This is a genomic window from Chryseobacterium sp. 7 (assembly GCF_003663845.1).
GTDB lineage: Bacteria > Bacteroidota > Bacteroidia > Flavobacteriales > Weeksellaceae > Chryseobacterium.
Genome location: NZ_RCCA01000001.1, coordinates 1,378,689 through 1,401,538 on the forward strand (window position 1 = coordinate 1,378,689; position 22,850 = coordinate 1,401,538).

At 37.1% G+C, this 22,850-nt stretch carries 18 protein-coding genes; 11 read left to right on the forward strand and 7 right to left on the reverse strand.

The features are described from left to right. Window positions 1-242: 242 nt before the first annotated feature. The 6 genes from CLU97_RS06385 to CLU97_RS06410 form a co-directional block, all read right to left on the reverse strand. Complete coding sequence (locus tag CLU97_RS06385) at window positions 243-1,631, reverse strand: hypothetical protein (protein WP_121487182.1); 1,389 nt, start codon at window positions 1,629-1,631, stop codon at window positions 243-245. 154 nt (window positions 1,632-1,785) lie between these two features. Continuing rightward, window positions 1,786-1,992 (reverse strand): helix-turn-helix transcriptional regulator, encoded by a 207-nt coding sequence (locus CLU97_RS06390; protein WP_121487183.1) that lies wholly within the window; start codon window positions 1,990-1,992, stop codon window positions 1,786-1,788. Continuing rightward, window positions 1,989-2,231: a hypothetical protein gene (locus CLU97_RS06395; RefSeq protein ID WP_121487184.1), complete on the reverse strand. Its 243-nt coding sequence runs from the start codon at window positions 2,229-2,231 to the stop codon at window positions 1,989-1,991. The genes CLU97_RS06390 and CLU97_RS06395 overlap by 4 nt, the downstream gene beginning before the upstream one ends. A 64-nt stretch (window positions 2,232-2,295) precedes the next feature. Beyond that, entirely contained in the window at window positions 2,296-3,684 is a 1,389-nt protein-coding gene (locus CLU97_RS06400; RefSeq protein ID WP_121487185.1) for a hypothetical protein, read from the reverse strand. Window positions 3,685-3,838: 154 nt separating this feature from the next. Then, on the reverse strand, window positions 3,839-4,279 hold the full coding sequence (locus tag CLU97_RS23480) for a LuxR C-terminal-related transcriptional regulator (RefSeq protein WP_147436457.1): 441 nt from the start codon (window positions 4,277-4,279) through the stop codon (window positions 3,839-3,841). 808 nt (window positions 4,280-5,087) lie between these two features. Further along, a complete protein-coding gene (locus tag CLU97_RS06410; RefSeq protein ID WP_121487187.1) occupies window positions 5,088-6,683 on the reverse strand; it encodes a peptide chain release factor 3 in 1,596 nt (531 codons plus the stop codon). A gap of 280 nt (window positions 6,684-6,963) precedes the next feature. Between CLU97_RS06410 and CLU97_RS06415 the strand changes: the two genes are divergently transcribed. The 8 genes from CLU97_RS06415 to CLU97_RS06450 all read left to right on the forward strand — a co-directional run bounded on the left by CLU97_RS06415 (window position 6,964) and on the right by CLU97_RS06450 (window position 19,708). Further along, on the forward strand, window positions 6,964-7,794 hold the full coding sequence (locus CLU97_RS06415; protein WP_121487188.1) for a CPBP family intramembrane glutamic endopeptidase: 831 nt from the start codon (window positions 6,964-6,966) through the stop codon (window positions 7,792-7,794). A 42-nt stretch (window positions 7,795-7,836) separates the two neighbouring features. Continuing rightward, window positions 7,837-8,412 (forward strand): RdgB/HAM1 family non-canonical purine NTP pyrophosphatase, encoded by a 576-nt coding sequence (rdgB, locus tag CLU97_RS06420; RefSeq protein WP_410493361.1) that lies wholly within the window; start codon window positions 7,837-7,839, stop codon window positions 8,410-8,412. A 69-nt stretch (window positions 8,413-8,481) separates the two neighbouring features. Next, window positions 8,482-9,396: a ribonuclease Z gene (locus CLU97_RS06425; protein ID WP_121487189.1), complete on the forward strand. Its 915-nt coding sequence runs from the start codon at window positions 8,482-8,484 to the stop codon at window positions 9,394-9,396. 7 nt (window positions 9,397-9,403) lie between these two features. Then, on the forward strand, window positions 9,404-10,174 hold the full coding sequence (locus CLU97_RS06430) for a TIGR02757 family protein (protein ID WP_410493362.1): 771 nt from the start codon (window positions 9,404-9,406) through the stop codon (window positions 10,172-10,174). Between the two features lie 12 nt (window positions 10,175-10,186). Then, the gene (locus CLU97_RS06435; RefSeq protein ID WP_121487190.1) at window positions 10,187-10,744 is read left to right on the forward strand and encodes a DUF1003 domain-containing protein; all 558 of its coding nucleotides are present in this window, start codon (window positions 10,187-10,189) and stop codon (window positions 10,742-10,744) included. A 203-nt stretch (window positions 10,745-10,947) separates the two neighbouring features. Continuing rightward, entirely contained in the window at window positions 10,948-13,308 is a 2,361-nt protein-coding gene (locus CLU97_RS06440; RefSeq protein WP_121487191.1) for a choice-of-anchor L domain-containing protein, read from the forward strand. 178 nt (window positions 13,309-13,486) lie between these two features. Beyond that, window positions 13,487-17,065, forward strand: a complete 3,579-nt coding sequence (locus CLU97_RS06445) for a choice-of-anchor L domain-containing protein (RefSeq protein ID WP_121487192.1) — start codon at window positions 13,487-13,489, stop codon at window positions 17,063-17,065. Between the two features lie 285 nt (window positions 17,066-17,350). Continuing rightward, the gene (locus CLU97_RS06450; protein WP_121487193.1) at window positions 17,351-19,708 is read left to right on the forward strand and encodes a choice-of-anchor L domain-containing protein; all 2,358 of its coding nucleotides are present in this window, start codon (window positions 17,351-17,353) and stop codon (window positions 19,706-19,708) included. A 132-nt stretch (window positions 19,709-19,840) separates the two neighbouring features. On the opposite strand, the gene rsmA is transcribed toward CLU97_RS06450, so the two are convergent. After that, window positions 19,841-20,611, reverse strand: coding sequence for a 16S rRNA (adenine(1518)-N(6)/adenine(1519)-N(6))-dimethyltransferase RsmA (rsmA, locus tag CLU97_RS06455; protein WP_121487194.1), 771 nt, complete (start codon window positions 20,609-20,611; stop codon window positions 19,841-19,843). Between the two features lie 91 nt (window positions 20,612-20,702). Between rsmA and CLU97_RS06460 the strand changes: the two genes are divergently transcribed. The 3 genes from CLU97_RS06460 (at window position 20,703) to CLU97_RS06470 (ending at window position 22,833) form a co-directional block, all read left to right on the forward strand. Then, on the forward strand, window positions 20,703-21,602 hold the full coding sequence (locus CLU97_RS06460; RefSeq protein ID WP_121487195.1) for a cell division protein FtsX: 900 nt from the start codon (window positions 20,703-20,705) through the stop codon (window positions 21,600-21,602). Window positions 21,603-21,604: 2 nt separating this feature from the next. Beyond that, window positions 21,605-21,901 (forward strand): DUF3098 domain-containing protein, encoded by a 297-nt coding sequence (locus tag CLU97_RS06465; protein WP_175579935.1) that lies wholly within the window; start codon window positions 21,605-21,607, stop codon window positions 21,899-21,901. Window positions 21,902-22,014: 113 nt separating this feature from the next. After that, complete coding sequence (locus CLU97_RS06470) at window positions 22,015-22,833, forward strand: undecaprenyl-diphosphate phosphatase (RefSeq protein WP_121487196.1); 819 nt, start codon at window positions 22,015-22,017, stop codon at window positions 22,831-22,833. The last annotated feature ends 17 nt before the right edge of the window (window positions 22,834-22,850 follow it).

Genomic DNA, 22,850 nt, shown 5'->3' on the forward strand with positions numbered 1-22,850 from the left:
GTTATATTATCAGTGTTTTGTATTTGTTTTACAAAAGATTTACAAAACGTTTTTGGTTTTAAATACAATCCACGCATGCCAATACATCACTGAATCTTCATCAGGTTTTATAATGCTTAAAGACCTTTTGAATAATCAAAGCCACACTCAATGAATGTGGCTTTGATATATTTTTTTCATTTCGAATGTGCTTAAAGAACATTCATCTGTGTTTTAGAATCGTCTTTTTATAGCAATTTGTATTATTGAGCACTTAATAATTCAACAAAAATGGTAATGGAAGATTGCAGAGCAGGAAATGCTCCGTTTGCCGTTAAGTTAGGATTGGCAACTACCGTAATTCTGTATACCTGCTTATTATCAAATAAACTAATGGTAGCCTGTGCAGAATCCCTGTTACCCACATTAAAATTTGACGGAAAATCCTTCCATGTATCTGCATTCAAGTCATTTTGAGCATAATAGGTGAACCATGAGCCACCTGTGCCTCCTTTCCAGTACCATACGGATGTTCTTTGGTTAATTCCGTTTATTCTATACTGTAAATTAGCAGTAGTTGCAGTTGTTCCATTATATCTGATCGATAGGTTTCCAATAGTTGTAATTGAATTTGTAGGTGTATCTGTATCAATTGGAGATATAACATTTCTTACATATTGAAGACTAGCCAAAGATGAATTCTGACCGATAATAGCATTACAAGATTGTCCCAAAAAATTGATTGGAACTGATATTGTATTCGGTGAGGTGAAGTTTGGAGTTCCGTTAACAGAATAGGTGATACTTCCATTTCCACTATTAAGGTTTCCCGGATTTAAGCTAAATGTCAATCCGTTTTGAGTAAAGGTTGCAGAAGAATTATACTTTCCGCCATTTCCGCCTGTATAGGGTACAGTTAAAGTTCCACTATAAGAAACACCCGAAGTAAAGCCTGAAGGGAAAATACTAGCCGCTGAACAGGTTAAGCCAGTAATAGTAGGGTTTACTATCGACTTATCATCAAAGGATCTCCATTCAAAGCCATTCCAGTATACATAACCGTTATAATTTAATCCTGCCACACCTGTATTATAAGCAAGTAATCCTGTTGCTGGTGAAGGAATAGTCACCTGATCTGTTGAATTTGCCAATGCTACTCTGGGAACCAAGACACCTTTGTTAGTGGCAGAAATATCCAAAATTGCAGATGCATTTGGTGATGCCGTACCTATACCCACAGCGCCATTATCTTTGGCTACAAAATCTGTTCCGGCAATCCTTGTGGTTGTTCCGTCAGACTGGGTACCTAATTTTACCATAACATTAGAGCTGTCATTTATCCACGCATCATTTGTATTATCTCCGGAAGCACCTCCGAAGCCAGTCCATACTGTTCCATTCCAGTAATAAAATCCTTTTGTAAAAGAACCTGTATCGCTGATTAAATAGACCAGTTGTCCATTTACTGAACCGTTTACTGATAGATCGTTCACTCTTGGGACAAGTACTCCATCTGTAGGGCTCACAGTTCCTAAATGATTTTTGGCCCGGATATCTAAAGTAGATTCTGGGGAAGCTGTGTTTATCCCCACCTGTCCGAATGTAAATGAGGATGCCACAAGCATAACAATTGCTGATAATAATTTTTTCATTCTTTAAATGTTTTTATTGTGTTTGTTTTTCAGTCGACAAAGTTATATTAACCAGAATGAGCGAAAGCATAATGAGGCACGTTAAACCACTTAAGCACCCCCTTAAGATCACTCAAATTTGTAATGTTTTGATTTTCTGGTATTTGTTTATAAATTATATTTCATTAAAGAATAACATTAGGTTGATACCTGAGTCAAGATTCAGCTTTTTTCTGACCCTGTATTTAATAGATTCTATCGCTTTATAGGTAGAATTTGTTGCTATGGCAATTTCTTTTGTTGTAAGCCCCAGCTTTATTAAAGCGCAAACTTCCAGTTCAGTATCATTAATTTTAGAACACAGTTCTTTGATTTTATTCACAAAAAAAGAATCAGTTGTCTAAACAAAGGCATAAAAGAGCCATCCCCTCTGTTGATGGCCTCAAAAATATCAGCCATTATTACAGTGTCTGCTTTTTCCTGTATAGTGTAGGTAGATTCTTTTGCCAAAGATTTGTTCTTAAGCCAAAAATCTACAATGTAATAGAGAAGTAAGGCTTTTGCAAATTGAATGATCAAAGCCACACTCAATTGAATATGGCTTTGATATAGTTTTTTCATTTCGAATGTGCTTAAAGAACATTCATATGTGTTTTTAGAGTCGTCTTTTTAAAGTAAATTTGTATTACTGGGCACTTAATAATTCAACAAAAATGGTAATAGAAGATATCAGAGCCGGAAATACTCCGTTTGCTGTTAAGTTAGGATTGGCAACTACCGTAATTCTGTATACCTGCTTATTATCAAATAAACTGATGGTAGCCTGTGCAGAATCCCTGTTACCCACGTTAAAATCTGCCGGAAAATCCTTCCATGTATCAGCATTCAAGTCATTTTGGGCATAATAGGTGAACCAAGAACCACCTGTACCTCCTTTCCAGTACCATACAGATGTTCTTTGGTTAATTCCGTTTATTCTATACTGTAAATTAGCCGTAGTTGAAGTTGTTCCGTTATATCTGATTGACAGGTTTCCAATAGTTGTAATTGAATTTGTAGGGGTATTCGTATCAATTGGAGAGATAACATTTCTTACATATTGAAGATTAGCCAAAGATGAATTCTGACCAATAGTAACACTACAGGATTGTCCTAAAAAAGTGATTGGAACTGATATTGTACTGGGTGAGCTGAAGTTTGGAGTTCCGTTAACAGAATAGGTGATACTTCCATTTCCACTATTCAGGTTTCCCGGATTTAAGCTAAATGTCAATCCATTTTGGGTAAAAGTTGCAGGCGAATTATACTTTCCGCCATTTCCACCTGTATAGGGAACAGTCAGAGTTCCACTATAAGGAACACCTGAAGTAAAGGTTGAAGGGAAAATACTAGCCGCTGAACAGGTTAAGCCAGTAATAGTAGGGTTTACTATCGACTTATCATCAAAGGATCTCCATTCAAAGCCATTCCAGTATACATAACCGTTATAATTTAATCCTGCCACACCTGTATTATAAGCAAGTAATCCTGTTGCTGGTGAAGGAATAGTCACCTGATCTGTTGAATTTGCCAATGCTACTCTGGGAACCAAGACACCTTTGTTAGTGGCAGAAATATCCAAAATTGCAGATGCATTTGGTGATGCCGTACCTATACCCACAGCGCCATTATCTTTGGCTACAAAATCTGTTCCGGCAATCCTTGTGGTTGTTCCGTCAGACTGGGTACCTAATTTTACCATAACATTAGAGCTGTCATTTATCCACGCATCATTTGTATTATCTCCGGAAGCACCTCCGAAGCCAGTCCATACTGTTCCATTCCAGTAATAAAATCCTTTTGTAAAAGAACCTGTATCGCTGATTAAATAGACCAGTTGTCCATTTACTGAACCGTTTACTGATAGATCATTCACTCTTGGGACAAGTACTCCATCTGTGGAACTTACGGTTCCTAAATGATTTTTAGCCCGGATATCTAAAGTAGATTCTGGGGAAGGTGTGTTTATACCCACCTGTCCGAATGTAAATGAGGATGCTACAAGCATTACAATTGCTGATAATAATTTTTTCATTCTTTAAATGCTTTTATTGTGTTTGTTTTTCAGTCGACAAAGTTATATTAATCAGAATGAGCGAAAGCATAATGAGACACGTTAAACCACTTAAGCACCCCCTTAAGATCACTCAAATTTGTAATGTTTTGATTTTCTGGTATCTGTTTATAAATTATATTTCATTAAAGAATAACATTAGGTTGATACCTGAGTCAAGATTCAGCTTTTTTCTGACCCTGTATTTAATAGATTCTATCGCTTTATAGGTAGAATTTGTTGCTATGGCAATTTCTTTTGTTGTAAGCCCCAGCTTTATTAAAGCGCAAACTTCCAGTTCAGTATCATTAATTTTAGAACACAGTTCTTTGATTTTATTCACAAAAAAAGAATCAGTTGTCATAAACAAGGGCATAAAAGAGCCATCCCCTCTGTTGATGGCCTCAAAAATATCAGCCATTATTACAGTGTCTGCTTTTTCCTGTATAGTGTAGGTAGATTCTTTTGCCAAAGATTTGTTCTTAAGCCAAAAATCTACAATGTAATAGAGAAGTAAGCCTATTGCAGATATGGCTGTAACACGCAGGTAGCCAATGTAAATACTACTGTCTCCCATAGATCTCAGTGTATTTTTGTTTTCCCTGAAAAGAAATAGCATCACAGTAATGCTAAGGATTGTTAAGAAATATAAAATAATCCTCTGTGCACTTTTGAACAAGAAGAAATTATATAAGAATAACAGACAGAAAATCGGAACAAAAAGCAAATCCAGATAGAAATAATGCCACAAAAATGAAAAATACATAATTAAGATAATCATATATGTAAAAATTATTTTTTTCATTGCAGGCTTATTAATATATAGTAGCGTAATAAGATTAAATATCAATACTGCCAGGGTGGGGTATAATAATATTCTTTTACTGCTGAAAAAGAAATCAGCAACACCTATAAAGAAAAATATGATGGAAAGAGTGATAACTGCTCTGAATAATAATTTTGTTTTTTCATTTTTCATTTTTTCTTTCATGGCATTTAATGTTTAAAAAATCTTCATAATAGGTGATAAGGGGATATATTTTGCAGACATTAAGACATCACTTAAAAACCCTTATTTGTCTCTTTTTATGATACTTCTGATAAAGAATGCTGTATTCTATATGGTTTTCGACTTAGATTTGCAAAATTAGCGGATTCAGACAATCAAGTATTTTAAATATAAGTGAGATTTGAAATTCGACTATTTTTTATAAATGATTTTAAATCATTGTTTTACATAAGTTATTTTAAAAAAATGAAATAATTATAGTGAAGAATTTTTTTTAAGGAATGAAGAATCATTAAACATAAAAAAATCCGCAGAAAACTTCTGCGGATCTATACGGTAAACAACTTCGCTTTTTCGCGGTTTTGTCTTTTATTTCTTAGTTTTCTTTGAACTCACTAATAAAGTGTAATTTCACATTCGGGAATTTTTCCTGCGTCATATGAATCGTGAAAGAAGAGTCTGCAAGGAATACCAGCTGATTATATTTATCTCTCGCCAGGAATCTCTGCTTTAATCTCGCGAATTCTTTAAATTCTTCAGATTTTTCATCGGCTTCTACCCAACATGCTTTGTGCATAGATAGGGGCTCATAAGTACATTTTGCACCATATTCATGTTCAAGACGGTATTGGATAACTTCATACTGAAGGGCTCCTACCGTTCCAATGATCTTTCTGTTATTCATTTCAAGGGTAAATAACTGGGCAACTCCTTCATCCATCAACTGATCAATACCTTTTGCCAATTGTTTCGCTTTTAAAGGATCATTGTTGTTGATATAACGGAAATGTTCAGGAGAGAAGCTTGGAATACCTTTAAAGCTTAATTTTTCTCCACCAGTTAAGGTATCTCCGATTCTGAAACTTCCGGTATCATGTAAACCTACGATGTCTCCAGGGAAACTTTCTTCCACCACCTCTTTTTTATCTGCAAAGAATGCGTTAGGAGAGGAGAATTTCATTTTCTTACCTTCTCTTACCAATAAATAGTTCTCGTTTCTTTTGAACGTTCCGGAAACAATCTTTACAAAAGCAAGTCTGTCTCTGTGCTTAGGATCCATATTCGCATGGATTTTGAAAACGAATCCTGTGAAAGTTTCTTCTTCAGGTTTTACCAGACGGGTTTCACTTTCTTTAGGCTGCGGCATTGGAGCTATATCAATGAAAGCATTCAATAATTCTCGTACTCCAAAGTTATTTAAAGCAGAACCGAAGAATACAGGCTGAAGATCACCATTCATATAATCTTCACGATTAAACTCAGGATAAACAGATTGAATCAGATCAAGTTCCTCTCTTAAAGTTTTTGCTGCTTTTTCACCAATTACGTCATCAATTGAAGTATCATTGATATCATCAAACTTAATAGAATCTCCAACTTTCTGCTTTTTCTCTTCTAAGAATAGCTGAATATTGTCTTCCCAGATGTTATAAATTCCCTGGAAGTCACTTCCCATACCAATTGGTAAAGAAAGCGGACAAACCGTTAATCCCAGTTTTTGTTCTACTTCATCCAAAAGATCGAAAGCATCTTTACCTTCACGGTCCAGTTTATTAATGAAAACCAACATCGGAATGTTTCTCATTCTACAAACCTGAACCAGTTTTTCAGTCTGTTCCTCAACCCCTTTTGCAACGTCAATTACTACAATTACGGAATCTACAGCTGTTAAAGTTCTGTACGTATCCTCAGCAAAGTCTTTGTGACCCGGAGTATCAAGGATATTGATTTTGTGGTCTCTATATTCAAAAGCCAATACGGAAGTTGCTACAGAGATTCCTCTCTGTCTCTCGATTTCCATAAAGTCGGAGGTAGCTCCTTTTTTTATTTTATTGGATTTTACCGCACCCGCTTCCTGGATAGCACCCCCGAAAAGAAGTAACTTTTCTGTAAGAGTTGTTTTTCCGGCATCCGGGTGGGAAATGATCCCGAAGGTCTTTCTTTTTTGTATTTCTTTGATTAAGTCTGACATATCGTATTTTGAAGTTGCAAAAATCGGGATTTTTTATGAGGTTTTCAAATTTAAATTAAAACAATGCTTATCAGGTTGGAGAGTAAAAGTTAAAAAGAGTTTGAGAAAATAAATAGCTTTATCTTAATAATTGTAAAGCTCTTCATTGTAGATTAAGCATTTGTAATAGAAATTTCATATTATCCATCGCTATGAACCGAAAATAAGAAATTCCTTTTTTAGTTGTCTGTAGCAGTCAAAAAAATTATCTTTGTTTCTATAAACTTTTACAGAGAAAAGGATGGAAAATAGCAAATATCCTAAGTTTACTTTTACATGGATTGGCGGTGTTGTTTTAGTGGTTGGATTATTTGTAGGAACAATGTCTGTTTCTTTATTCAGCACTTTTTGGAAAGTTGTTTTCAAAGAGAACCTTGAGCTTAAAGATTGGTTTTTTATGGTGGTGAATTCTGTAGGATTCCTTACTGCTATTGCGTTCTTCGATTTTTTTATTGTAAGACGTACTATCCAGAAGAAACTTAACTTCAATTTATCATCAGTCAATTTCTCTACCTATCTCCTCATTTTTCCGATGATGGCAGGGATGATGTTTATTTCTGAATTTATTGCCGCTCAGATCCCTACTACGGGTCCTTTTTTTGGTAAATTTTATGAATATTTTACCCAGCTGATGAGCCAGCTGACCGATAGCCCTGTGGTAATGATCATTATGACAGTGATTATGGCTCCGATTTTTGAGGAAATTATATTCAGAGGAATTATCCAGAAAGGATTGATTAATAAAGGAGTAGAGCCGTGGAAAGCGATATTGTATGCTTCCATTATTTTTGGAGTGGTCCATGGAAACCCATGGCAGTTTATCAGTGCAGTGATGCTGGGCTGTGTGCTGGGATTGGTATATCATAAAACAAAGTCTTTGCTGATGCCGATACTGCTGCATGCTTTTAATAATTTAATCCTATCCTTATTGGTACTGTACGGTAAAGATGAAAGCTTTGCAAAAGTTCTGAATGTTTCAGAATGGCTGGTGCTGGCCGTAGGAATTGTACTTTTCTCTTCATTCTACTACCTGTTTATGAAAAAGTATAAAGTACATTATGCTGAAATGTAATCAGCCCGAACTAAAAAAGTAAAATTGAAAATGAAAATAGAAATGGAATTATTAGTCGCTACACACAACGAACATAAAAAAGAAGAAATCCAACAGATCCTGGGAAGTGATTGTGTTGTAAAAAGTCTTACCGATTACAACATTCACGAAGAAATTGTGGAAGATGGAGACTCTTTTCATGCTAACGCCTTAATTAAGGCAAAATATTGTTTTGAAAAAACAGGAGTTCCAAGTTTAGGTGATGACAGCGGTCTGGTAGTAGAATCTTTAGACGGAAGACCGGGAATTTTCTCTGCCCGTTATGCCGGAGATCATGATTTTGCAAAAAATATCGAAAAGGTATTGGAAGAAATGCAGGGTATTGAAAACAGAACAGCCTATTTTATAACAGTTCTTTGCTATTATGATGAGAACGGAGCGCAATATTTTGAAGGCAGGGTTCACGGAAATTTATTGACAGAAAATAAAGGTTTCAAAGGGTTCGGATATGATCCTATTTTTGTTCCTGCAGGCTATGACAGAACCTTTGCAGAAATGGATCCGGCAGACAAAAATAAAATCAGCCACCGTAAACAGGCCCTAGACTTATTTATGGATTTTTTAAAAGTGACTGATTAGGTTTAAATATTAAAGGTAAAATACCCATTTAGATTTTCTGTCGTACATTTGTTATCATAAATTATTGATTTGAGTACTTATTTAACAATATTAGGCTTTAATTCTGCTATTCCGACTATCAATACATCTCCCACAGCACAGCTGCTGGAAATGGAAGAAAGACTCTTCCTGATAGATTGTGGAGAAGGTACGCAGGTGCAGCTGAGAAAAGCAAAAGCAAGATTTTCAAAAATCAATCATATTTTTATTTCACATCTTCATGGAGATCACTGCTTCGGGCTTCCGGGGCTTATTGCTTCTTTCCGTCTTTTAGGAAGGGAAAATCCTCTTCATGTATACGGTCCTAAAGGGATTAAAAAGATGCTGGAAACCATTTTTCAGATTACGGAAACCCACCGTGGTTTTGAAGTGGTATATCATGAATTGGATAAAGATTATTCAGAAAAAATATATGAGGATAATAGGATAGAAGTGTATACTATTCCTTTGGATCACAGGATTTACTGCAACGGTTATCTTTTTAAAGAAAAACCGAAAGACAGGCATCTGAACATGAAAGAAATTGCCAAGTACAGCGAGATTGAAACCTGCGATTATCATAACATAAAAGCAGGAAAAGACTTTGTACTGAGTGATGGCTATGTGCTTAAAAATGAAATTCTGACGCTTGAGCCGGCTCCGTCTGTATCTTATGCATTTTGCAGTGATACCCGCTATCTTGAAAGTGTCATTCCGATTATTAAAAATGCAACGGTTCTTTATCATGAATCCACATTTTTGCATGATCTGAAGGAAATGGCAGATTATACAGGGCATACCACGGCACTGGAAGCGGCTACCATTGCTCAGAAAGCTCAGGTTGAAAAGCTGATTTTAGGGCATTTTTCTAACAGATATGGAGATCTGACTGTATTTACCGATGAAGCAAGAGAGATTTTTCCCAATACATTTTTGCCAAAAGCATTGGAGAGTGTAAAGATTTAAAATGAATATGCTGAAATTTGAAGAACTCAGAGATTTTCTCAACGAAAAAGCAGATCAGTACAATGCTCCCGATTTTATTGAAAATGACCCGATACAGATTCCGCATCGTTTTTCTTTAAAACAGGACATCGAAATTGCAGGATTTCTGGCAGCTACAATTTCCTGGGGAAACAGAAAGTCCATTATCAATTCTGCAGATAAAATGCTTGATATTATGGGGAATTCTCCTTACGATTTTGTGATGAATTATTCTGAAAAAGATCATGAAAATATTCAGGATAAGAGTATTCACAGAACGTTTAACGGACAGGATTTTTCCTATTTTATCAGACAGTTCAACAGGATTTATAAAGAAAATGATACTCTGGAAAGCTTGTTTAAAGTAAAAGAAGAAGAAAATAATTTTCTTCACGCCATAGAAAGATTCAGAAGTGGATTTTTGGAAGCAGAAAAGCATAGAAGCCATAAACATATCAGTTCACCTTACAAAAACTCATCTGCTAAGAGGATTATCATGTTTTTGAGGTGGATGGTGCGTAAAGATAAAAGAGGGGTAGACTTTGGAATCTGGGAGAATATAGATCAGAAAAACCTTTCTATTCCTCTGGATGTACATACCGGAAATATTTCCCGAAAACTGGGATTGGTTTCCAGAACACAAAATGACTGGAAAACGGTAGAAGAACTGGATATTGCCATCAGAAAATTTGATGAAAAAGACCCCGCAAAATATGATTTTGCATTGTTTGGATTAGGAGTAACCAAAGAACTGTTGTAAAAATAGATAAGGATGAAAAAATATAACGAAAAAACAGAAGTTCTTGAAAAAATTGCAGACAGCATTACATCATGGATTGGATCTATTCAGTCTTTGATTGTGCATACCCTGTTGTTTCTTACATCATTTTTGCTTCCGATGCTGAATATTGTAGATTTTGATAAGATGCTTCTTATTCTGACAACGGTACTTTCTCTGGAAGCCATTTATCTGGCCATTTTCATTCAGATGTCTGTTAATAAAAGCCATGAGAAAATTGAAGATATCCAGGAAGATATTGAGGATATTCAGGAGGATATTGAAGAAATCAGCGAGGATATTGAGGAAATTAGTGAAGACATCGAAGAGATTAATGAAGATATAGAAGATATTCAGGAAGATATTGAGGAGATCAGTGAAGATATTGAAGAAATTAATGAAGACGAAGATGAAGAAGACCACAATGAAAGAGCGAAAAATGTAATTCTAAAGAGTAATGTAAGCTCAAACAAGAACGAAATAAAAGCCTTAAAAGATATTATCTCTCAGCTGCAGGGTGAGATTGATCAATTGAAAAAAGAGGATAAATAACCTAAGCATTGGCAATAAAAATACAAACCGGATCAGTACTTTGATCTGGTTTTTTTATGAATGAAATACTGTTTTAAATAATTACGGAAAATGTAATAATAAGAAAAATTCATTGTGAATGTAGGTGTTGAATGAGAAAATAGTAGTATGTTAAGATGCTTTAGTACAATTATTTTTGCTACATTTGAACAAATGAAAACAAAATGTTAATCTATAGACTAAAAAACTATTTTTTCCTTTTTTCTTTTTTATTGATTTCTGTTTCTGCATTTTCTCAAACGAGACCAGTCAGAAAATCAGAGAAGATAAAGCCTTCTGCTGCGGCTCTCAGGGCTGGAGCATTTATAGATGTGAATGTACCGCCTTATACCCCCTCAAACTATACTCCCGAGCAATTGGTGAAGAATATTTTGATCAACGGGGGGACCAACTGTACAACAGCCAATGTAACCAATGTTACCGTATCTCCGAATCATGATGTGACGAACAGCAACAGATTTTGGGGATATTTTCATAAAGGAACCACCAATTTTCCTTTTACGGATGGTATTGTCCTGACTACAGGATATGCCTCAGAAGCAGGTAATAGCTATGTAGCTGCTGTTGGACAGTCGACAGGAACGGGGAGTGACGCAGATCTTGTAACAGCTACCGGAGCAACCGTGAGTTTAACAGATGCTGTAGCACTTGAATTTGATTTCGTCCCGAATTCTAACCAGGTGAAATTTAATTACATATTCGTTTCTGATGAATATACTTCCAATTATCCTTGTACCGGATATTCTGATGCATTTGCGCTTTTGCTAAAGAAGGTGGGAGATCCTACGTATACAAATCTAGCGATATTACCAGGAGGTGCAGGGCCTGTAAGTGCAACCAATATTGTTCCTGCAGGAAACGGATTCAGCTGTGGACCTATCAATGCAGGATATTTCGGAGCGTTAGCCAATCCACATCTGGTTATTAATTATTTTGGAAGAACAACACCATTAACAGCAGTTGCAGACGTAATTCCGGGGCAGACCTATCATTTTAAAATGGTATTGGCAGATGCGAAAGACTCTTCCCATGACTCTGCAGTATTCTTGGAAGGTGGATCTTTTGACGTAGGAATCAAGATTGTAGATGAAACAGGAGTCGTTTTGCCAGGCAGTATAAACATGTGTGACAATACACCCAAACAGTTGAAAGCTCAGGTAGCAGCCATTCCGGGAATGACTTACCAATGGTATAAAGATGGAGTAGCTATTCCGGGAGCAACCAATGCTGTTTATATTGCTAACCAGCCGGGAGTGTATACAGTAAAAGTAATGGTTCCGGGGAACCAATGTCCTAGTGAAGCAACCATTACCATTATTGGAGGAACAAGTCCTACCGTTCAGAATGCTGAACTGAAGCTCTGTACAACACCTACGCTCACTACATTTAATCTTGAAACCGCAAAACCTCTCATCAGTACAACAACAGGTGCAGTATTTCGTTTCTATGCCAATCAGGCTGATGCGCAGGCTCAGAATAACAGTTATATTACCAATCTCACAAGCTACACCGGAACAGATGGACAAATCTTATATGTACTGGTTTCCAATGGTGCGTTTTGTAGCAAAATAGCAACTTTAACATTAAGAAAAGAAGAAACCCCCACAGCTTTAGTGACAGCTCCAAGATTAAAAATCTGTGCCGGAGAATCTGTACTGCTTACCGCTACAGGCGGCGTAACCTACCAATGGAGTGATTCTGCAAGTACTACAGGAGGAATAAGAACGGTAAGCCCTACTCAAACTACTACCTATACAGTATATGCTATCGGAGCGCAAGGGTGTAAATCTTTACAGCCCGCACGTATTACAATTGAAGTAGTACCGGCAATTGTTTCCAATTTAAAAGGTGGGCATATCTGTCAGGGAGATAAAATTATCTTAGATGCAGGTTCAGGACCTAATTATACTTACCAGTGGAGCAGCGGCGAAACAAGCCAGAGCATCACGGTAGGAACTCCGGGAGAATATTCCGTAATAATCAGTAATGGAGTATGTTCTAAAGAGTTCAAAACACAGGTGATCAAAGCTGTAATTCCTGAAGTTATAAAAGTGGATTATAACGATAACGGGACAATGATCCTTACCGCAAGTAATCCAAGTAACGGTATTCTGGAATACTCAGTAGATAACGGAGTTACATGGCAGTCTTCCAATGTGTTTAACAACGTACCTAAAAATAAAGTAATCGCCATCAGAGTGAGAGTAAAATACACAAGCTGTGTAGGTTTCCTTGAATTCTTTACATTCGTGATGAAAAACGTTATTACGCCAAACGGAGATAATGTTAACGATATTATCGATTTCAGCGGAGTGGTTAATTATAAAGACTTCAGCGGGCAGGTTTTTGACCGTTACGGAAGAGAAGTGTTCAAAGCATCGAAGATAACACCATATTGGGACGGATATTTCCAGGGTAAAAAACTGCCTACTTCCACATACTGGTATCAGATAACTTTCGAAGATCCTGCCAGTAAAGAAATTACAGTAAAAACCGGCTGGATATTGCTTAAAAATATAGAATAATTTAAACCATATTAAATGATATTAGAAAGACTGGCTATTTTGTCAGTCTTTTTTTATTATTTTAAAATAAACCAAGTTGATATTCTAACATAAATAAATTTGCGTTAGTAATAATGTAAATTATGTTAACTTGAATTTCAATCAAAAAAAATAGTATTTTTGTTTAAAATAATATAAAATGTTAAATAGGAGGAGAGGAAATTTATTTTTAGCAATATTTCTGGCTTTCATAGGGAACTTTGTTTTGGCTCAAAAACAAAAAAGAGTAGAAATTGCTGCAAAACCTAGTGCTGCTTCTTTAAGGGCTGGTGTCTTTATTGACGTGAATGCACCAAGTTACCCTGAATCCGGCTATCCTATCACTCAATTGATAAAAGATGTTCTTATATCCGGAGGCACCTGTACCAATTCCAGTGTAAGCAACGTAACCGTGTCTCCCAATTTACCAGCTAGCAATCAGAACCGAAGCTGGGGATATTTCAATAAATCCAATACCAATTTCCCGTTCAGCAAAGGAATTATACTTTCTACGGGATATGCTGCAAAAGCAGGAAATACTTTTCAGGGAACTTTAAGTGATGATCTGGGAACAGGAGGAGATACAGATCTTGCCAGCGCTTTGGGAATCGGTAATAACAGCCTTACAAATGCTACCTCTATAGAATTTGACTTTGTGGCGGCTTCTACGGAGATTACTTTCAGGTATTTATTTGCATCAAAAGAATATCAGCAAAACTTCCCATGTACCATTACAGATGGTTTTGCCCTGTTGCTGAAAAAAGCAACTGACCCTAGTTATACCAATCTTGCAGTGCTTCCCGGTGGAGCAGGACCTGTAAGTGTTACCAATATTCACCCGCAATACCAAAACTGCGGACCTAAAAATGAAGCTTATTACGGCGGTACCAATACCGCTCAGATAGAAACCAATTTTAACGGACGTACCATTCCCCTTACGGCAAAAGCAACTGTAATCCCGGGAGAAACGTATCATTTCAAAATCGTTTTGGCAGATTACCAGGATCCCAACTTTGATTCAGCTGTGTTTCTGGAAGCAGGGTCATTCGATATTGGAGTAAAAATCCTTGATCCGGCAGGAGTACAGCTTCCTTCGTCTGTAAATATGTGTGATAATACACCACAGACTTTCACAGCTTCAGTTCAGGGACCTAATATAACCTATCAGTGGTATTTAGGAACCAACCCGATTGCTGGGGCAACCAATGCAAGTTACACCGCTACACAACCGGGCGTATACACTGTTAAAGTATTTATTCAAGGGAATTCTTGCCCGGGAGAAGCAACTATTACAGTAGTGGGAGGAACATCTCCTACAGTTCAGAATGCAACTTTAACAGCGTGTTATGCTGCGGGAAATGCTACCTTTAATTTAACATCAGCACAGGCTTCAATAAGTACTACTCCAGGAGCTGTATTTTCATATTACACTACATTGGCAGATGCTAACGCAGGAAATGCCAATACAATTCCTAACCCAACAGCTTACCAAAGTGCAGGTGGAACAGTGTATGTAAGAGTAGCTAACGGTTTCTGTGCAAAAGTTGCAGAATTACAGTTGGTAAAAGCACCACAAATGATTCCTACTATTGCTCCTCCGATAGTGCTAACGTGTGCCAATTCTCAGACTACCCTGGATGCATCAGCATCAGTTTATCCGGCAGGGGCTACATTCAGCTGGACCACTACAGGAGGAAATATTGTTTCAGGAGCTACCACGTTAAATCCGGTGATCAATGCCGCCGGAACCTATACGTTAACAATAACAAAAGTTTACCAGCCCGGAAATCTTACCTGTACAGCAGTAGGTACTGTAACCGTAACAGGGAACAGCGCACCGCCAGTGACCGGACTTACAGCGAGTAAAATAAAAATTTGTAAAGGAGATTCTACAACACTTACAGCTTCAGGAGGAGCTACCTACAATTGGGGCAATGGCCTTACCGGAAACGGAAATACGCAGGTAGTTTCACCTACTGTTACCACTACTTATACGGTAACAGCAGTAGGAGCAAATGGTTGTGCCTCTCAAAATCCTGCTACTATAACTATTGAAGTATCGGAACCTTTTACCGCACAAAATGCGATACTCCATAAGTGTTATCAGCCAGGATTAGCTTTTAATCTTACTGAAGCGCAACCTCAGATTACTGCTACTTCAGGGGTGACATTTACTTATTATATCAATCAGGCAGACGCCAATGCTGCCAACGGAAACTTTATTGCGAATCCTACAGCCTATACACCGCCTGCAAACCAGACCATTTATGTATTGGTAAGCAATGGAGGCTGTAGCTATGTAGTTTCTCTTCAGTTGCTGCAAACAGCTCAAACCACTCTTACAATTGCTGCCCCACAAACAATTACCTGTACAACTCCACAGATTACAATCAATGCTTCGGCATCTGTTGTGCCTGCAGGATCTACCATTACATGGACAACAACGGGAGGAACTATTGTATCAGGAGGTAATACACTTACACCTGTGGTAAGTGCCGGAGGTACGTATACATTAACCGTTACAAATGTTTCACAACCAGGAAATCTAAGCTGTAACTTTACATCAACAGTAACTGTACAGGAAGATAAAGTACAGCCGGTGGCTGCTGTGGTTTCATCTCAGCCCCGTATTTGTATTGGAGAATCTGTGACATTAACGGCTTCCGGAGGGGTGACCTATAACTGGGGCAATGGTCTTACCGGAAATGGAAACACTCAGGTGGTTTCACCTACCGTGACTACTACCTATACGGTATTTGCCGTTGGAGCAAACGGTTGTATCTCTGCAACAGCAGCAAGTGTAACAGTTCAGGTAGGCCCGCCTATCGCAGGACTTACCGCATCAAAATTAAAAATCTGTGAAGGAGAATCTGTAACATTGACGGCTTCGGGTGGAATTACCTACAACTGGATAGGTCTTACCGGAAATGGAAATACTCAGGTTGTGACACCGACCACAACAACAGAATATTCGGTATATGCATTGGGAGGAAACGGATGTAGTTCTGTGGATCCTGCAAAAGTAACTATTCAAGTTGTTCCTGCAATTGTTTCTACCTTAAAAGATGTATTTGTCTGCGCAGGAGATAAAGGAACGCTTGATGCAGGAGCAGGAACTAATTATACCTATTTATGGAGCACAGGAGCAACCACTCAAACCATAACGACTAATATCCCGGGAACGTATTCTGTAACGATCAGTAATGGTACTTGTTCCAAAACGTTCTCGGCTCAGCTTATCAACCCTGATCTGCCACAGTTTACCAATGTTGTTTATGACAATCATATTCTTACCCTTACGGCAAGTAATCCTACAGGAGGGGTTTTAGAATACTCAATAGACGGGGGACTGACCTGGCAGTCATCTAATGTATTTACAGGTCTTCTAAATAATACCATGTATACTTTGATGGTAAGAGTAGTAGGCGCTAAATGTGGTACTTCTCTGGATTATTTTACCTTCATCATTAGCAACGCTATTACGCCGAATATGGATGGTATAAATGATACCATAGACTTTACGGGAATTAGCGGATATAAAGACTTTGCAGCTTCCATCTTCGACAGATATGGTGCAGAAGTGTTCAAAGCAAGCAAAGGGAATGTGATCTGGACCGGATCTTTAAAAGGAATCAATCTTCCTACCGCGACATATTGGTATAGGGTACAATGGGAAAACCCTGCCAGTAAGAAATTGGAACAGCGTTCAGGCTGGATCCTTTTAAAGAATAGAAATTAGAAATTCTTAAAATAAAAAAAGCAACAAAATCTTTCATTATTGAAAGATTTTGTTGCTTTTAAGAATATAGGTTATTGTGTTTTATGGATTATTTAAAATCATTGATAAATATGTTAAAACAATTAGTAGCACAATGCTGCCAAATTATTTATTGTTTGAACGGATAGGGATTGATTAACGAAAATAGACTATAAAAGGGAGATGTTTTGATTTTTTGTTGTAAAAAATGCAAATATGTATATGAGATATTTAAAAAAAAATTAAATTTGTTGAAACAAAAATATTATGAGAAGATATCTACCGCTTTGTTTATTTTTTTTAGTCACCTCGACTTTTTTATTTTCACAAAATCTTACTCCTAGGAAACCGGTAAAGAAAACCAGTTCCACCCTGTCCAGAAGAGCAGGAGCTTTTATTGACGTGAACGCCCCGTCATACCCTGAGTCCAGTTATACGATAGAGAAAATGGTAAAAGATGTATTGATTTCATCCGGAACCAATACCTGTCTGACTCCGAATATATCCAATGTGAAGATTACGCCTAATCATGCTGCAAGTGATGCGAACAGAGCTTGGGGATATTTTCATAAGGCTGCCACCAATTTCCCTTTTAAAGATGGGCTTATCCTTTCTACAGGATTCGCAAGAAGAGCTGGTAATACATTTGAGGATGGCCTTAACGATGTTAACGGTGGAGGATCAGATGCAGACCTTGCACAGGTTATTGGGGTAGTGGAAAGCAGGCTGAATGATGCCGTTCTATTGGAATTTGACTTCGTTCCTACAACCAGCCAGATTAAATTTAACTACCTTATTGCATCCGAAGAATATACAGGTTCATTCCCTTGTACCTTTGCAGATGCATTTGCAATCTTGCTTAAACCTACTTCAGGCGGACCTTATGTAAATATGGCCGTACTTCCTGGAGGGGCAGGACCGGTAAGTATTACCAATATTCACCCTGCAATCGGATCCAGTTGTGGAGCCGTAAACGAGCAATATTTTGCAGGATACAACACAGGTAACGTTGAAACCAACTTTAATGGAAGAACAATTCCATTGACTGCTACAGCAACAGTAGTGGCAGGACAGCAATATCACTTCAAAATGGTAATTGCCGATTATAGTGACCACAGTTATGACTCTGCAGTATTTTTAGAAGGAGGATCTTTCAATATTGGAGTAGACCTTTTAGACCCTGCAGGGACAAAATTACCTTCAGATATCAATGTGTGTGATAATGTACCTCAGGTAATCACTGCTTCCGTAAATGATCCTAACCTTGTATACCAATGGTATTATAATGGTACACCAGTACCTAATGCTACTACGAATACCATTACAGCTGTACAGCCTGGTACTTATACAATCGAAGTAAGTGTTCCCGGTAATCCATGTCCGGGTAAAGCTACCATTCAGATTCACGGAGGAACAACTCCTCAGGCTCAGGATGCCACGTTATTACTTTGTACTACACCGGATATTACTACTTTTGATTTAAGTACCATTATGCCTACCATCAGCCCGACACCGGGAGCGATATTTAAATTCTACGAAAATCAGGCAGATGCCGTTGCACAGAATGGTAATTATATTCAGACTCCATTGAACTATAATGGTAATGACGGACAAATCCTTTATGTTCTTGTTTCCAATGGTGGTTTCTGTAGCAAAATAGTTGAACTTACATTGCAGAAAGAAGTAACACCAACAGCTACAGTAAAAGCTTCAAGAATAAAAATATGCCCGGGAGAATCTGTAACCCTTACTGCTGACGGGGGGGACACTTATCTGTGGAGCAACTTCATGGGAACAGGTAATATGCAGACTGTTACACTATATCAGACAACAACATTTACTGTGTATGCAATTGGAGCAAAAGGATGTAAATCTCTTAATCCGGCTACCATAAGAATTGAGGTTACACCAGAAATCACTTCACCATTACAAGATGTTGAAATGTGTATTGGAGATAAAGTTACGCTTGATGCAGGAGCAGGACAAGGATACAAGTACCTTTGGAGCACAGGAGCTACCACGCAGAAAATTGTGGTAGACCAATGGGGAATCTACTCAGTAGAAATTGATAATGGTATCTGTAAAAAAGTTTTCGAAGCTAAAGTATTAGGCGCTGCCACACCTTTCGTTACGGCTATTAACTATGAAAGTATCAAGAAAACAGTAACCATTACTGCAGAGAACCCGCCAATGAACAATACACCAAGTACTTTGGAGTATTCAATTGACAACGGAATTACCTGGCAGGCTTCAAACGTATTTACCAATCTTTTAGATAATACAAACTATACTGTTTTGGTAAGAAGAGTAGGAACACATTGCGTTGGATCTCTTGAATTCTTCACATTGCAGATTAACAACATTATTACGCCGAACGAAGACGGAATCAACGATGTACTGGATCTTAAAGCTCTTGGAGACTTTAAAAACTTTACAGGTTCTGTATATGACAGATATGGAGTAGAGATGTTCAGATTCTCAAAAGAAAATCCTATCTGGGACGGAACAGTAGGAGGGAAGAGACTTCCTACAGCAACATACTGGTATAAGTTCCAATTTGAATATCCAAAATCAAAAGCTCAGATGAACTGGTCAGGATGGATTATGCTGAAAAACAGAAACTAGAATTGATAATGTAATATAAAAGAAAGCCTTTCAAATTTTATTTTGAAAGGCTTTCTGCTTTTAATGAATATTGTTTATTGTATCAAATCCAACAAAAAAGCTCCTAAGTCAGGAGCTTTTATCGTATTATGTTTATTGATTTTCTTTCCAGAGGTTGGCGAAATGGATGAAATCTGTTACACTCAGCTCTTCCGCTCTCTTATCTAGAAATTCATGTCCTTTCAATGCTTCAGGAATGTTTAAGGATTTTAATGCATTAGAAAGCTTTTTTCTTCTTTGGTTGAATCCTGTTTTTACAATCTGCTTAAACAGAACTTCATTGCCCGCAAGACCTTCTTTAGGGTTTCTTGTAAGGCGGATGACTCCTGACTTTACTTTCGGCGGTGGGTTAAAAACGTTTTCATGTACCGTAAACATATAGGATACATCATAATAAGCCTGTATCAGTACAGAAAGAATACCGTAATCTTTAGTTCTCGGAACTGCAGCCGTTCTTTCCGCTACTTCTTTCTGGAACATTCCTACCATTTCCGGAATCAATTCATAATGATCTACAATTTTAAATAAGATCTGTGATGAAATGTTATACGGGAAATTACCAATAATAGCAATCTGATCCTCTTTAAGAAAACTGAAATCCTGTTTCAGGAAATCTCCTACAAAAGTATCTTCAGTAACCTTTGTATAATTGTTTTTCAGGTATTCAATAGATTCTGTGTCTATTTCTGCAAGATAAATGTTCTGATCTTTTTCAAGAAGATATTTGGTAAGAACTCCCATTCCGGGACCTACTTCCATGATGTTGTTATAGTTCTCAAAACTAAGACCTTCTACGATTTTTCTTGCGATATTTTCATCTGTCAGAAAGTGCTGTCCCAGATGTTTTTTTGCTTTTACACTCAAAGTTTTTTATGATTTTATTAACAGTGATTTTCTTTTTTTCGTCCCAAATTTCGGAAGATTTTTTCTATTTTAGCCAAAAATTTTAATATTAATGGCTAAATCTGTAGATGAATTTAATAAGAAAAGGCTTCGGTCCAGCAATATTACAGTAGTGATAAGTATTGCCTTAGTGTTATTTTTGTTAGGATTAATGGGGCTTATTCTGATTAATGCCCAGAAGTATTCTGACTATATCAAAGAACAGTTGGTGGTGAACGCCTACTTTGATGAAAACTATGACGCTAAAGATTCTGTGAAAATTGCAAAACTGGAGGAAGAAACTTTTAAAAAGGTACAGTTATTAGCTCCTGTAAAAAAGGCAACCTATATTTCAAGAGAGATGGCGGCTAAGGAAGCCAAGAAAACGATGGGAATTGACAGTGATGCATTGTTCGAAGAAAATATTTTTCCATCTTCCATTGAAGTTGCTTTGAAACCGGAATTTGTAGATCCGGCAAAAATTGATGAAGCAATTAAAGAAATTAAATCAGTTCCGGGAATTATCGATGTAAAGAATGACAGTACGTTGATGGTGGATGTTTATAATAACCTGAGCAGAATCTTGAAGTGGATCCTTGGATTTTCTATTCTGTTTCTGGTATTGGCGGTAGTATTGATTAACAACTCTATCCGTCTGAAAATATTCTCGAAGAGATTTATTATTAAAACAATGCAGCTTGTAGGAGCGAAAAGAAGATTTATCCTTAAACCTTTCATTGTAGAAGCTATTATTCTAGGAGCTATTGGTTCCGTAATTGGTCTTCTTGCTTTAGGAGGAGTTTGGTATTACTTCACAAGTCAGATTGGTTCTGCTTTCGTACAGGACAACAACCAGTATTTCTGGCTGGTTATTCTGGTACTTGGAGTGGGAATCTTTATTTCTGTTTTAAGTACAATTTTCGCTACATGGAGATTCTTAAAATCAAACGTTGACGATTTATATTACTCTTAATAATGAGCAAAAAAATAAACAAAATTTCGGCTTCAGACTTTGGAAATGAAGCTGAGGTACCTCAGGAAAACGCTTTCTATTTCGGACAGCAGAATTTCAAATGGATGCTGATAGGATTGGCTTTCATTGTAGTTGGATTTCTCCTGATGATGGGGCCTGATGCCAACACGGTAGATGGTAAATTTGATCCCAACTCATGGAATGACGGTATCTTTTCTATCAGAAGAATCAGAATAGCACCTCTGTTTGTTGTTATAGGATTTGTAATAGAAGTATACGCGATCTTAAAAAGAAAATAAATAAAAATAATTTTATTTAAGGATTAAAAAATTTAAGAATTGAAAGATTCAGGCAGTGAGCCGGTCTTTTTTAATTCTTAAATTTTTTAATCTTTTTAATTTTTTAAAAGAATATGGACTTAATCAAAGCAATTATTATTGCCATTGTAGAGGGGTTAACAGAATATCTTCCTATTTCTTCTACCGCACATATGGGATTTACCGCAAACCTTATGGGGTTGGAAGAAACGGAATTTTTAAAAATGTTTCAGGTATCTATTCAGTTTGGGGCTATTTTGTCTGTTGTTGTAGCCTACTGGAAAAAGTTTTTTGACTTAAATAATATTCAGTTTTATTTTAAACTGGCTTTTGCTGTAGTTCCGGCACTGGTTCTAGGATATTTATTTGACGATAAAATTGAAGCTGTACTAGGAAATCAGATTGCTATTTCTTCTGTATTGGTTTTAGGAGGTGTTGTTCTGCTGTTTGCTGATAAATGGTTTAAGAACCCTAAAATTGACGATGAAAAAGGAATTACCATAAGAAAAGCAGTTACCATTGGTTTCTGGCAGTGTCTTGCGATGATGCCGGGTACAAGCCGTAGTGCGGCCTCTATCATTGGAGGGATGGCACAGGGGCTTACCAGAAAAGCGGCAGCGGAATTCTCTTTCTTCCTTGCTGTACCTACCATGCTGGCAGTAACGGTGTACTCCGTTTTTGTAAAGACTTGGGGAAAAGAGACACCCAATCCGCAAAAAGGATACGAAATGATTATGGCTTCACAGGATCACATTATGATTTTTGTGGTTGGAAATATCGTTGCATTTATTGTAGCACTTATTGCTATCAAAGCTTTTATTGGAGTACTTAACAAATATGGTTTCAAGCCATGGGGTTGGTACCGTATTTTCGTTGGAGTTGCTCTTTTGATCTATTTTTATTTCTTTAAATAAGAAATTACATTATACCC